This window comes from Aeromicrobium sp. Leaf289 (assembly GCF_001423335.1).
Taxonomy (GTDB): Bacteria; Actinomycetota; Actinomycetes; order Propionibacteriales; family Nocardioidaceae; genus Aeromicrobium.
In genome coordinates this window covers 90,188-103,360 of record NZ_LMNK01000007.1, presented here as the reverse complement: position 1 = coordinate 103,360, position 13,173 = coordinate 90,188, and the positions used below count along the sequence as shown (strand labels likewise).

The following is a 13,173-nucleotide window of genomic DNA, read 5'->3' as shown; positions in this document are numbered from 1 at the left end:
TTTCCGTGATCAGATCACCGCGCTCGGCTACACCGTCATCGACGAGACCGAAGGCACCGGACTCTCCCCCTACGGAGACGAAGACCCCGAGCTCTACCGAGCCATCGCCATCTTCGGATGATCCACTCCGCCGCGTACCGAGTTTCCTACGACGGTCGCCTCATTTTGAAGTAGACTTTCTCAGGTTGGTCTCAGTCGAATCGGGGGCATGCGCTGGAAACGGGACGGACGTCACACGCTGAGTGGGCTGCTGACCTCCGTTTCGCCGCGACAGATCGAGGGCCTACTCCCGCTCATCAGCGTCGTCGTCCCCGTCCACAACGTGGAGCGATACCTGCGCGACGCATTGGACAGCATCCGTCATCAGACCTACGCGAACCTGCAGATCATCCTGGTCGACGACGGCTCGACCGACCGCTCCGGCTCGATCTGCGACGAGATCGCCGCCGAGGACGAGCGGGTCATGGTCATCCACCAGCCGAACGGCGGGCTCTCCCACGCACGCAACGTCGGCATGTCGGCCGCGACCGGCGAGTTCGTCGCCTTCGCCGACAGTGACGACCTGGTGCACCCCACGGCCTACGAGCGCATGCTCTCGACCTTGATGATCAGCGAGTCGGAGTTCGCGACCGGCAACGTGCGCCGGTTCAACTCCACCCGCAACTGGCAGGCCTGGAACCAGCGTGAGTCACACCGACACCGCCGCCTTCGTACCAACCTGGCCCAGCACCCTGAGCTCGTCTACGACACCGTCGTCTGGAACAAGCTGTTCCGGCGCACCTTCATCGACCGGATCGACCTCACCTTCCCCGTCGGGCGGCTGTACGAGGACATGGCGCCCATGTCACGTGCCTACGTGCTCGCCGAGTGCGTCGACGTGCTTCCCCAGCCGGTGTACTCCTGGCGCGAGCGGGACGAGGGCGGCTCGATCACCCAGCGCCGCAACGAGCTGCCCAACATGCAGGCCAAGCTCGAGGCGATCGCCGAGATGCACCAGATCCTGCGGGCTGACCGCGAGACCTCGATCAGCGACCACCTCTTCCTCAAGCTGTTCCACGGAGACCTGTGGGTCTTCGCCCGCCACGTCGGTGACGCGGACGAGGCCTACTGCGACCTGTTCACCGAGGTCGTGCGCACCTACTGGGAGCGCACACCCGAGCGGGTGCGGAACAAGATCCACGACGGCCACCGGCTGTTCTTCTCCTCCACCGTCGCGTTCGGCGCCTCCACCGCCGCCGACATCTACGCCTGGTTCCTCGCCAGTGGCACCGAGCGGCTGACCGACGTGCGCAGCGGCGAGCTGGTGCTCAGCAGCGCCAACTACCCGTCGCGCCTGCCTCCGCTGCCCCGCCCGAGCCGCACGCTCATCAGCGGGTCGCAGGTCAAGCACAAGCTCACCGCCATGCGCTGGCGCGGCAACGTGCTCGAGATCGAGGGTTGGGCCTACGTGCCCTACACCGTCGACGCCGGCCAGCAGACCCTCGAGATCAGCGCCCTGAACGTCGCCGACGGCACCCGGGTCGAGCTGCCGCACAGCCGACGCACCGACCACTCCGTCGACGTGCTGGCCAAGGACGCCATGCGAACGTACGCCGACTCCGCCTTCACCGCCGTCCTCGACCTGGACGATCCCCACGTGGCCGACGCCATGAGCTCGGGACGTTGGGTCCTGGTGGCCACCGTGGTCGCCGGCGAGGTGAAGCGGTCGGCCGAGCTGGTCGAGCAGGACCGGAACGGCACCCTGCGCACCGTCGCCGCCCACGAGGTCGGCGCCGGCCTCGTCGTCGACCCGCTCGTGGAGCCGCGCCAGCCCGTCACGCTCGTGCTGCGCCGCCCCAAGGTGCGCGCCACCCGCGTGCAGCTGTCGCACCGCCGTCTCACGGTCGACCTGAGCTCCACCCTCACGTCGCCGCTGGTGGCGGCGTGGCTCGACCACCCGCACCCGGTGGAGTGCAGCGAGGCCACGCTCACCCAGCGCATCACCCGTGGCTACCGCCTCCGCGTCGACGTCCCCCCGCCCACCACCCGCGGCAACCTGGTGCGCAGCCTCAAGGTCCGCACCGCCGCCGGGCGGGTCCTGCCCGTGGACCTGCCCGAGCACCTGGTCACCGCGCAGGACGACGTGACCATGAGCGTCGTGCGCAACCGCCGCGGCATGGTCGCGGTGAGCGACGAGCGCAGCTCGGCCACCATCGAGGCGCTCGACGTCGTCAGCGCCACGAGGGTGCGCCTGTCGGGCACGACCCCTGGGCAGCGACTCCAGCTGGCGGTGCACCGGGCCGAGAACCAGCCGAGCGCCTGGAAGGACCTCGAGGTGGACGGCGCGCACTTCTCCACCGTGGTCGACCTCGGGTTCACCGACTGGTACGGACGCCGCAGACCCCTGCCGGCGGGCCGCTACTCCCTCACGCTGCGCGATGCCGAGACGAAGGAGCCGTGGACCCTCCGCACGGCGCTGCCCATCGTCGAGACCTACCCGATCCAGCGCGACGACTTCGACGCGCACCTCACGGTCAAGGCCACCACCACTGGTCGGCTCAGCCTGATCCTCGACGCTCCCGTGCCGGAGCCCGACCGCAGCGTCTACAGCCGGCGCCAGTCGCGCATCACCTTCGGCGAGGACGCCCAGGTCGAACCGGAGGAGGCGGTGTTCTTCTACGTCGACCTGGGATCGAACGCCTGCGACAGCGCCCTGGCCATCCACCGCGAGCTCCTGCGCCGCGACACGCACCTCACGCTCTACTGGGGCGTCGACGACCACTCCGTCCAGGTCCCGCCCGGCGGCGTCCCCATCGTCAAGCACAGCACCCAGTGGTACGAGAAGCTGGCCGCGGCCCGGTTCCTGGTCAACAACTACGGCGGGATCGACGGCTACGCCCCCCGCGAGCACCAGCGCTACCTGCAGACCTGGCACGGCACGCCCTACAAGTACGTGGGCCGGTCCCAGGTCGAGCACCAGCGGATGAGCGCCGAGGAGGCGGCCGTGCGCCGCGCCGAAGGTGCCCACTGGCACGCGATGATCTCGCCCAGCCCCTACTTCACCGACCTGGTGCCCCGCGAGTTCTCCTACGACGGACCGGTGCTCGAGACCGGCTACCCCCGCAACGACGCCCTCGTCGACACCACCCTCGACGAGCGCCTGCGGCTGCGCGACCAGCTCGGCATCCCGCAGGACAAGAAGGTGCTGCTGTACGCGCCCACCTTCCGTGACCTGAACCGCGAGGGCTGGACCGCGTCGCTGTTCACCGGGCTCGACCTCGCAGCGCTCACCCGTCACCTCGGCGACGACTGGGTGGTGCTGCTGCGCGGCCACAGCTTCAATGCCCGGCACGACCTGAGCGACCGGTCCACCGCCCAGGTCATCGACGTCACCCATCACCACGACATCAACCACCTCTACCTCAGTGCCGACGTCCTGCTCACCGACTACTCGTCGGCCATGTTCGACTTCTGCCTGACCGGTCGGCCGATCCTGTACTTCGTGCCCGACTTCGCCCAGTACGTGCGGGCCCGGGGTGTCTACTTCGACCTCGAGCCGATCGCGCCCGGACCGTGGTGCAGCACCCAGGCGCAGCTGTTCGCCGCTCTCGACGCCCTCGAGTCCTACGACCGGGAGTACGGCACGCGCTACGCGTCGTTCAAGGAGCGCTTCGCCCCGTGGGACGACGGCAAGGCGGCACGACGGGTCGTCGACGAGTTCTTCGTCGACTGAACGCCGCTGCTACTCCAACAGGGAGCGCAGCTCCTCGGGGAGCGCGTCCAGCGAGAGCTGCCACTGACCGTCAGCGAGGCCGTACCCGTCGTCCCACCCGAGCTTGCGGGTGTAGCCGGACGACTGGGTGCCGTTGAAGGCCCACCACGCGAAGCCGATACCGGTGGTCTCGAGGTTCGACGACATGCGGGACAGGAACTTCGCGCGGGAGGGATCGCAGTCGGGCTCGCCAGGATGCTGCACGCACGAGCCGAACTCGGTCAGCAGCACCGGAGCAGCGAAGTCGTTGCGGGCGTCGTTCATCCCGCCCCAGCGGGTCTGGATGCGTCGATTGAACAGCGACTGGCTGCTGAGCGCCTCGTCGGAGTGGCGCCAGGCGTAGTCGTGCACGGCGTACACCAGCTTGTCCTGGCGAGGGATCTCCAGCGGGTCGCGGAACTGCTCGATCAGCTTGGAGTTGTGCTCCAGGCCGCCGACCACCACGAGCAGGCGGGGAGCCACCGAGTGCACGGCCTCGACGCCGAGGGTCGCCGCACGCTTCCAGTCCGTCTCCTCGTCACCGCTCCCCCAGGTGGGCATGCGGTCGGTCTTCACGTCGAACCGGATCTCGTTGCGCAGCTCGGCCGCGATCACGGCCGGCTGGTCCACGTACCGCTTCGCCATGAGCGTCCAGTGCTCGAGCCACTCGCTCTCGGGGTGCTCGGCGGTGTACCAGAGACCGTTCCCGTCGCGGATGTTGCAGCACCAGTCGGCGGTGGAGTGGTGGTTGTCGAGGATGATCCTGAGGTCGGCGTCGGCCAGTGCCTCCACGACCGCGTCGTAGACCTCGAGCGCGGTCTTGCCCTGGAGCTGAGGGTTGGCAGCGACCCGCGCCGGGTCCGGCACCTCGTCGTCGCGCACCATCTCGTTCGACCACGGCAGCCGCACCGTGTTGAAACCGGCGTCGGCGATCTCCTCGGCCATGTCGGCCAGCGGGCGACGGTCCAGCCCCCCGGCCACCCGGTCCGCCGTCTCGGCCCCGTACCAGTTGACGGCGCGGACCGGGAACTGCGTGCCGTCCTCCTCGACGATGCGCATGCGGCCCTCGATCTCGGCGGCGCGGAGTCCACCCACCGGTGGGAGGGTCGGCGTCGGGGACGCGCTGGAAGTGGAGGTCGTCTCCGCTGGTGCGGCGACGTCGCGGTACGGGCCGACGTCGAGCAGCCTGGCCCCCACCACGCCCGCCAGCGCGACTACAAGCAGCGCCACCAAGGCCACGAGGCCCTTCCACGCTGGGGAAGGGCCTCGCCGCCGGTGCGAAGAGGTCATCGCAGCTTCATGAACGCAGCGTGCGTCGAGCCGCAACTGCTGGACTTCTTCCAGATGTTGATCCAGTCGGTCTTGTACTTGTTGTAGAGCGTCGGGTCGTTCCAGACCCGGAGGGTCGTCTCGTCGCTCAGCCTGAAGCCGGAGTAGTCCAGGTTGCGCGGTCCCGTCCACACCGACGACTTCTCGTCGCTCAGAATGTTCTTGGTGTGGATGTACTGGCCACAGCGCAGGTACGTCGTGGATCCGCCGAGCTGATCCGTGAGCCCGTCGAACGTCGCCTTGTCAGTACCGAAGACGTGCGAGCCGGACGGGATCGGTCGGCTCATGACCACGTAGACCTTGCAGCCCTTTGCCTTGAGCTCCTTGATCGTGTCGACCCACTTGGTGCCGATATCGCCGGTCCCGAGCAGCACCGCGAACCGCACGGCCTCACCCTTGTCGCACGTGTAGCTCGAACCCTTCAGCCGATCGAGGATCGGGTCGTAGCCGCCCGACGGCGAGAACGAGACAGCCGTGCGAGCCGCACCGGAGCCCGAGCCCTTCCGCTCCTTGGCGCTCACCATGTCGTCGCCCGAGCTGACGTCGGCCGGTACCCACGTGTTGTCGGCGGCGCTCTTGACCAGGCCGTCGGCACCTGACGTCGCCCAGCCACCGTTGCCGGCCGAGGTCCGCTCGGCGGCCTGGATCATCTGCGACAACCGCGCCGAGGAGCGCGCGTAGACGTTCGCGTCGTTCCACAGCACCGAGCTGGAGTTCCAGTAGTCGCGCAGCTGCCAGTACGACCAGTTGGAGGTCGAGATGACCGTGACGGGTGCGCCCTTGGCCTTGCTGATGGTCAAGAGCTTCTGGTGGTTGTCACCCGCGTTGTTCTGCCCGCTCAGCCCGCGGTCGCTCATGCAGGCTTCCTTGCACTCGTAGTAGCCACCGCCATTGCGGGCGGCGATCTGCTTGAGCCACTCCGTCGTGTAGGCCTGCTTGCCGGTGCTGTCGTTGACCACCATGCTGACCTTCACCTTGCGGGTCGCGCTCACGTAGTCGAGCGCGCGCAGGATCGGGTTCACGACCTCGGGAGGGTTCTTGTAGAGCGCATCGTCGTCGATGTGCCACATGGCCAGCTTCAGCTCGGCGCCGGTGTCGGCGGCGCAGATGGTCTTGACCAGCTGGTCGCGCAGCGCCTTGGACCGCTTGGTCCTGTCGGCCGTGGAGTACGCGCCGGGGTTGGAGAACGCGGGCTGAATGCCCGCAGGGCGCGAGGGGTAGGTGGTGCAGCTGACCACGTGCACGGCGGGAGTGGTGGAGTACCCGATGGCGTAGAGCCCGACCAGCTTGGTGGACACGCGGTACTGCCACCGGCCGGGGGGCGTGGACACGGACCCGAAGCTGACGGTCCGGTTGGCGCCGGTGGAACCGGTCGTGGCGGTTTTGACCGTGGCCCACCGGGTGCCGGTGATCTTGCCCGTCGAGTTGCGGGTCGGCACCCGTCGCTGCAGGTAGGCCCGGTTGCCCTTGACTCCGTACGACAGGACGGCCGAGAACGTGATGCCGCTGCGGCTGTAGATCTCCTCGTTGGTCGCCACCGCGGTCTTCTTGCCACTGATGGTCTTGCTCAGCGACACCGACACCGGCCGATAGGAGTTCACCTGCCGGGCGGCCGACTGGGTCGAGCCGACGCGGACGCGGTAGTTGCGGAAGCCGTCGACGTACTTCTTGCCGTCCGCGCCACGCTTGGCCGAGACGATGGTGATCTTCCAGGTGCCGCCGGACGTGGCCTTGGTGGCGGCCTCCGGCAGCGGGACCTTGGTGCTGGCCGTGGTGCTGGGCGTCGGGATCTTGTGCGCACCCTGGTAGAGCTGCACCGTGGAGCCGGCGGGCGCCTTGCCGGAGAACGTGACCGGCGAACCCTCCCGGACCTTGGTGAGGTTCGACGTGATGGTCACCGTGACGGCCGAGGCCGGGGCGGCGACCAGCAGTCCGCCGAGCAGCGCGAGCACGGCTGCGCGCATGAGTGAACGGACAGACACAGGGGTACGACCTTCCAAGCCCGAGACGAAGTCTGGATGATCGTACCAAGATGGCCGCCGCGCACCGACCGGTTCGCGCACATCTCCCCTGCTTTTCAGGGCGGTCGAGCGTCGGACTTGCCGGTCCCCACCTGGTTGCCATGCTGGAGGTTGCGGCTGCGGAGCGCCGCCCACCGCGCAGCTCCCGCCCCGACCGACCCCTCCCCACGAACAGGAGCACCACCATGACCGTGCGTGACATCGCCCTGAACGACGGAACCACCATCCCCCAGCTGGGGTTCGGCGTGTTCCAGATCGATCCCGCCGAGACCCAGGCGGCCGTCGAGAAGGCCCTCGAGGTCGGCTACCGCCACATCGACACCGCCAAGATCTACGGCAACGAGGAGGGCGTCGGCGCGGCGCTCGAGGCCACGGGCCTGGCCGACGAGGTCTTCGTGACCACCAAGCTGTGGAACGACGACCAGGGACACGAGTCCACGCTGCGGGCCTTCGACGCCAGCATGGGCCGGCTCGGTCTCGACGTGCTCGACCTCTATCTCATCCACTGGCCCACGCCGGAGAAGGACCGCTTCGTCGACACCTGGAAGGCGTTAGAGCAGCTGAAGGCCGACGGCCGTGTGCGGTCCGTCGGCGTCTCGAACTTCCGCGTCCAGGACCTGCAGCGCCTGGCCGACGAGGGCCTGACCACCCCGTCGGTCAACCAGGTCGAGCTGCACCCCGCCCTCACGCAGGACGTGCTGCGGGCGTTTCACTCCGAGCACGGCATCGTGACCGAGGCCTGGAGCCCGCTGGCCCAGGGCGCCGTGCTCAGCGAGCCCGCCGTCGTCGAGATCGCCGAGGCGCACGACGCCACGCCCGGTCAGGTCGTCCTGGCCTGGCAGCTGGCGCTCGAGAACGTCGTGTTCCCCAAGTCGGTCACGCCCGAGCGCATCGCCGAGAACTTCGGCGCCACCGAGGTGCAGCTGAGCGACGACGAGCTCCAGCGCATCAGCGCCATCAACCGCGACGAGCGCACCGGACCCGATCCGTCCGAGTTCAACTGACGATGTCGGTCGTTGGGCCGGTCCAGGCCCGGCGGCCGGTCCGTCAGCCGGCGATCTTCGAGACCCGCAGGAAGTCCTCGGCCAGCTTGGTGTTGCCGAGCGCGTTCGGGTGGGTCTTGTCCAGCGTGAACAGGTCGTCGAGGAAGCGGACCGTCACGTAGGTGAAGCCACGCGCCTCGGCCTCGCGCTTCTGCGCCTTCCACATCCAGGCGTGGACACTGCGGAGGTCGGTGCCCCACGGGGTGGTCACGTAGACCTCGTTGGCCGGGATCCCCTCGGCCTTGCGCGCCTTGTCGAGCTTGGTCATGTAGTTGCTGATCGCCAGCTCCACCTTGGCGCGCGGTTCGGTCACGTAGCCCTGCCCCTGACCCCCGCGGCACCGGTGGTAGTCGTTGCGGCCGGTGGCCACGATGATCTTGGCCGGCTTGATGCGCGCAATCTCGGAGAGCCGCTGGTCGAAGCGGGTTCCGCCGCACTTGTTGCCGCGGGCCCACATGCCCGAGCCCGACTCGGCCGAGAGCACGGCCCGCATGTCGGCCTTGGCCGCGACCTTGGACCACCAGCCCTGCGACGGTGACCCGGGCTGGTCGGAGAACCAGGCGCTCGTGGAGTCACCGAACACCAGGAGCGGCTCGCCCGGCGCCGGCGCCGAGGCGGCCTTGGCAGCCTTGCTGGCGGTGGCGGTGGGGGTCGGGCTCGGCCTCGGCGCACTCGTGGTGGGTGCGGGGGTCGGCGTCGGCTCCAGAGTGGGTTCCGGCTCCGCCGACGGCTCGGCTTCAGTCGTCGGCGCGGGCGGCGGGACGGCCGCCGACGGCGTGGGGTTGGCCGTCGGCTCGTCAGAGATGGCGGGCACCGTCATGACGGTGAACAGACCTGCGGTGACTGCGCCGACGGCAATCAGGTTCTTTGTGAACGCGCGCGCGTCGAGCATGTGTCTTTCCCAACCCCGAGATGATCGTGACGGTCAAGGGTCACACATGCTCGCTCGTGCGCGTCGCGGAGCACGCGAAGATAGTTCGATCGAACTAGGTGCGGCGGGCAGGCGCTCAACAGCTGGGATTCGATTGGGGCGTGTGGACCGCCACGGACCGCGACCGCCACCTGGGTCGAATCGACGTGCCGCAGGCGTCGCAGATCCCTGGCGCGGTCATCAGAGCGGAAGACGCACCGAGCTAGCGAAGTGCGAGCGCGTCCAAGTCCGAGACCGACATGAACCGGTAGAAGAGTTCGCGGCTCCCAGAGATGTTGGGATGGGTTCTATCCCCGTTGGCGAGCTCGGCGTCGAGCGTGTGACGATGCTCCAAGCGTGGCATCTCAACCCACTTGAAGCCGTTCGCCTTCGCCGCCTGGCGGTAGTAACCGACGATGATCGAACGTGTCTTCTCACTGTTCTGCGCAGCCCAGAAACTCGTGACGTAGACCTTGTTCCTCGAGATGCCCGCGGCTTTCGTGTCGACTGCCAGCTGCTTGAAGTATCGATCCACCCACCCCTTGATGAGAGTCGGCTTGTTCATGTGACTGGTACGCACGCCGTTGACGCAGTGGCCCCAGTCATTGGCCCCGCCCTCGACGATCACGATGTCGGGCGATGCCGCCTTCAACGCGTCAAGCTTGGAGTAGTCACCCAGGCGCTTGCCCTTGCATCCCATACCTTTCATGAGGATGCCGGCGCCTGACTCGGCCGCCACGGTGAGCTTCGCGTCGAGATCCTCTCGCAGGTAGCTCCACCACGCCCGCGCCGTAGAGCCTGTCTCGTCGGTGTACCGGGCGGAGTACGAGTCGCCGATGACCATGATGTGGGGCCGGTCGTCGGCAGCGACCGCGCCATTGACCAGCGTGGAAAGACCCAGTGCGACGGCGGCGACCACAACAGCGCGCCGCGCGAAGATTGAAGCGAACATGAAACCCCGCGTGCGTGATTGGACAATTGCACCAGTATGCCCCAGTGCGGGTGTCCCGTCACAAGAAATCCATGTAGCCATCGCACGCCAGCCTGGAGTCGGCTGCACTCGGCCCGCACGCCCGGTGCCCAGACGCGACGAGACCCTGGCCATCCCCCCGAACGGCCAGGGTCTCGTCGTGTGTGATGGACCATCCCCCCGAGATGCTCCACCGTCCGGCCCGTCCCCCGACAGGCCGGAAGTCTCAGTGCGTCATGCGGTCGCCACCGTGGTGAGGGGCTGGATGCCGTCGGTGTCGAGCGGCTGGATGCCGTCGGTGTCGAGCGGCTGGATGCCCTGGGTGACGAGCGGCTGGATACCGGCCTGAGGCGCTGCCTGCGCGGCGGCCGGCACGAGCACCAGCGACGCGGTGGCCGCGAGCACGGCGACGCTCGAGGCGATCACCCTGCGCGTGCGGATCGTCGTCACTCCGGAGTCCTTTCGTCCATCCCCTTGGTCACAGGAGACTACACGGAACTAGTTCTTTAGGACTAGACCTGACTAGTCACTCTTTTGTCCGGTCCCGTGTCGGGACCTTCGGCGCCCGGAACCGGGCACGACGGCGACTCGCCCGGACCGGTGGCGTCCGTCACGTCTCGTAGGGTGGACCGGTGACCACCGCCGAACTCGCCCGCGCAGCCGCGGAAGCCCTCGCCGACCGCACCGACGGAGCGACCCACGACGTCGCCCTCGTGATGGGATCGGGCTGGCTGCCCGCCGCCGACGCCCTCGGGACCCCTGACCACGAGATCGCCCTGGCCGACCTGCCCGGATTCAGTGCACCGGCGGTCGCCGGCCACGGCGGCACGGTGCGCTCGGTCAAGATCGGAGAACGCCGCGCCCTCGTGTTCCTCGGGCGCACGCACTTCTACGAGGGCAAGGGCGTGGCGGCCGTCGTCCACGGCGTCCGGACCGCGGCAGCAGCCGGCGTCCGCACCGTCGTGCTCACCAACGGCTGCGGCGGGCTCGACCCCAGCTGGACGCCCGGCACCCCCGTGCTCATCAGCGACCACATCAACCTCACCGCCACCTCACCGATCGAGGGCGCGAACTTCGTCGACCTCACCGACCTCTACTCCGCGCGCCTGCGGGCCCTGTGCCGCGAGGTCGACCCCTCGCTCGACGAGGGCGTGTACGTGCAGTTCCCCGGCCCGCACTACGAGACGCCCGCCGAGATCGCCATGGTGCGTGCCATCGGCGGCACCCTCGTCGGCATGTCGACCACGCTCGAGGCGATCGCGGCACGCGAGGCCGGCATGGAGGTGCTCGGACTCTCGCTCGTGACCAACCTCGCCGCCGGCATCTCCGGCGAGCCCCTCAACCACGAGGAGGTCCTCGAGGCCGGCAAGGCGGCCGCGAGCCGCATGGGCGCCCTGCTCGCCGACATCATCCCCCGGATCTAGTGGGCGCCCCACCCGACCTGCACCGCTCCCACCAGCACCGCCCGCCAGGAGGCACCATGCCCGTCGTCGACCTCGCCCTCGACTGGATCGACCAGGATCCTGACCCGGCTACCCGTGCCGAGCTGCAGGCTCTCGTCGACGCCGACGACCTGGACGCGCTGCACGACCGCTTCGATGAGCGGCTGCAGTTCGGTACTGCGGGGCTGCGCGGTGCACTCGGCGGTGGGCCGAACCGGATGAACCGGGTCATCGTGGCCAAGGCGGCGGCAGGTCTCGCGGCCTACCTGCTGCGCGAGACGCCCGACGACCCGTCGGTCGTCGTCGGCTACGACGCCCGTCACAACTCCGACGTGTTCGCCCGCGACACCGCCGAGATCATGCACGCGGCGGGCGTGCGGGCCTACCTGCTGCCCACCCACTTGCCGACCCCCGTGCTGGCCCACGCGATCCTGCACCTCGGCTGCTCGGCGGGTGTCATGGTCACGGCCTCGCACAACCCGCCCCAGGACAACGGCTACAAGGTCTACCTCGGCGACTCCAGCCAGATCGTCCCTCCCGCCGACACCGACATCTCCGCCCTCATCGACGCCGTCGGGCGGGTCGACGAGCTCCCGCGCAGCGACGACTACACGACGGTGGGCCCCGAGGTGGCCGAGGCGTACGTGCAGGCCGTCGTCGACCTCGCGCACGACGGGCCGCGCGACGTGGTGGCCGTCTACACCCCCATGCACGGCGTCGGGCGGGACACACTGGTCGAGGTCGTGCGCCGTGCCGGCTTCGCGCCGCTCCACGTGGTCCGCGAGCAGGGCGACCCCGACCCCGACTTCCCCACCGTCGCGTTCCCGAACCCCGAGGAGCCCGGCGCCATGGACCTGGCGCTCAAGCTCGCGTCGGAGGTGCAGGCCGACGTGATCGTGGCCAACGACCCCGACGCCGACCGCTGCGCCGTCGGCGTCCGCGACGGCGAGGGGTTCCGCATGCTCACCGGCGACCAGACGGGCGTGCTGCTCGCCGAGCTGCTGCTGCGGCGTGGCGCGATGGGCACGTACGGGTCCTCGATCGTGTCGTCGGACATGCTCGGCCGCCAGGCTGCCGCGCACGACCGCCGCTGGCAGCAGACACTCACGGGCTTCAAGTGGCTGGGCAAGATCGACGACCTCGTGTTCGGCTACGAGGAGGCGCTGGGCTACAGCGTCGCCCCGCACGTGGCCCGCGACAAGGACGGCGTCTCGGCGATCCTCGCGGTGCTCGAGCTCGCCGCCGAGCTGAAGGCCGAGGGCCGGACGCTGCTCGACCTGCTCGACGACCTGTACCGCGAGCACGGTCTGCACGCCACGGGCCAGCTCTCGGTCCGCGTGGAGGACCTGTCGATCATCGCGACGGCCATGAGCACGTTGCGCAGCACCCCGCCCCGCCTGCTCGCTGGGCTCGAGGTGACGTCCGTCGACGACCTGGCCGACGGGTACGCCGGCCTGCCCCCCACCGACGGCATCCGCCTGAGCCTCGGCGACGCCGCGCGCATCATCTGCCGTCCCTCGGGCACCGAGCCGAAGCTCAAGTGCTACGTCGAGGTGGTCGTGCCGGTCACCGACTCGGTCGAGGTCGCCCGCGAGGAGGCGTCGGCCACGCTCGAGGCCGTCAAGACGGACCTCGCCGTCGCTCTCGGCCTCGCCTGATCCACCCGCCCGACCCCACCCATCGGTGGATCCTCAACCACAGGCGCACTGCTGCGGTTGACGATCCACC

The 13,173-nt window shown here is 69.0% G+C and carries 9 protein-coding genes; 4 read left to right on the top strand and 5 right to left on the bottom strand.

From position 1 onward, the window contains the following. The first annotated feature begins 208 nt into the window (after positions 1–208). The gene (locus tag ASF37_RS16720; RefSeq protein WP_082506576.1) at positions 209–3,712 is read left to right on the top strand and encodes a CDP-glycerol glycerophosphotransferase family protein; all 3,504 of its coding nucleotides are present in this window, start codon (positions 209–211) and stop codon (positions 3,710–3,712) included. A gap of 9 nt (positions 3,713–3,721) precedes the next feature. Here the strand turns inward: ASF37_RS16720 and ASF37_RS16715 are convergent, their stop codons facing one another. Beyond that, positions 3,722–4,825: a glycoside hydrolase family 5 protein gene (locus tag ASF37_RS16715; protein ID WP_056581974.1), complete on the bottom strand. Its 1,104-nt coding sequence runs from the start codon at positions 4,823–4,825 to the stop codon at positions 3,722–3,724. Between the two features lie 191 nt (positions 4,826–5,016). Continuing rightward, the gene (locus tag ASF37_RS16710; RefSeq protein ID WP_056581969.1) at positions 5,017–7,023 is read right to left on the bottom strand and encodes a hypothetical protein; all 2,007 of its coding nucleotides are present in this window, start codon (positions 7,021–7,023) and stop codon (positions 5,017–5,019) included. 242 nt (positions 7,024–7,265) lie between these two features. Between ASF37_RS16710 and ASF37_RS16705 the strand changes: the two genes are divergently transcribed. After that, positions 7,266–8,084, top strand: coding sequence for an aldo/keto reductase (locus ASF37_RS16705; protein WP_056581966.1), 819 nt, complete (start codon positions 7,266–7,268; stop codon positions 8,082–8,084). Positions 8,085–8,127: 43 nt separating this feature from the next. On the opposite strand, the gene ASF37_RS16700 is transcribed toward ASF37_RS16705, so the two are convergent. The 3 genes from ASF37_RS16700 to ASF37_RS16690 all read right to left on the bottom strand — a co-directional run bounded on the left by ASF37_RS16700 (position 8,128) and on the right by ASF37_RS16690 (position 10,453). Continuing rightward, positions 8,128–9,015, bottom strand: a complete 888-nt coding sequence (locus ASF37_RS16700; RefSeq protein ID WP_056581963.1) for an SGNH/GDSL hydrolase family protein — start codon at positions 9,013–9,015, stop codon at positions 8,128–8,130. Between the two features lie 241 nt (positions 9,016–9,256). Beyond that, positions 9,257–9,985 carry an SGNH/GDSL hydrolase family protein gene (locus ASF37_RS16695; RefSeq protein WP_056581960.1) on the bottom strand — a complete coding sequence of 243 codons (729 nt, stop codon included), beginning with the start codon at positions 9,983–9,985 and terminating at the stop codon, positions 9,257–9,259. A 252-nt stretch (positions 9,986–10,237) separates the two neighbouring features. After that, entirely contained in the window at positions 10,238–10,453 is a 216-nt protein-coding gene (locus tag ASF37_RS16690; protein ID WP_056581957.1) for a hypothetical protein, read from the bottom strand. A gap of 182 nt (positions 10,454–10,635) precedes the next feature. Here ASF37_RS16690 and ASF37_RS16685 point away from each other — a divergent pair, with 182 nt between their 5' ends. Both ASF37_RS16685 and ASF37_RS16680 read left to right on the top strand, forming a co-directional pair. Next, the gene (locus tag ASF37_RS16685) at positions 10,636–11,427 is read left to right on the top strand and encodes a purine-nucleoside phosphorylase (RefSeq protein WP_056552579.1); all 792 of its coding nucleotides are present in this window, start codon (positions 10,636–10,638) and stop codon (positions 11,425–11,427) included. 56 nt (positions 11,428–11,483) lie between these two features. Beyond that, positions 11,484–13,103, top strand: coding sequence for a phospho-sugar mutase (locus tag ASF37_RS16680; RefSeq protein ID WP_056581955.1), 1,620 nt, complete (start codon positions 11,484–11,486; stop codon positions 13,101–13,103). Positions 13,104–13,173 lie beyond the last annotated feature (70 nt).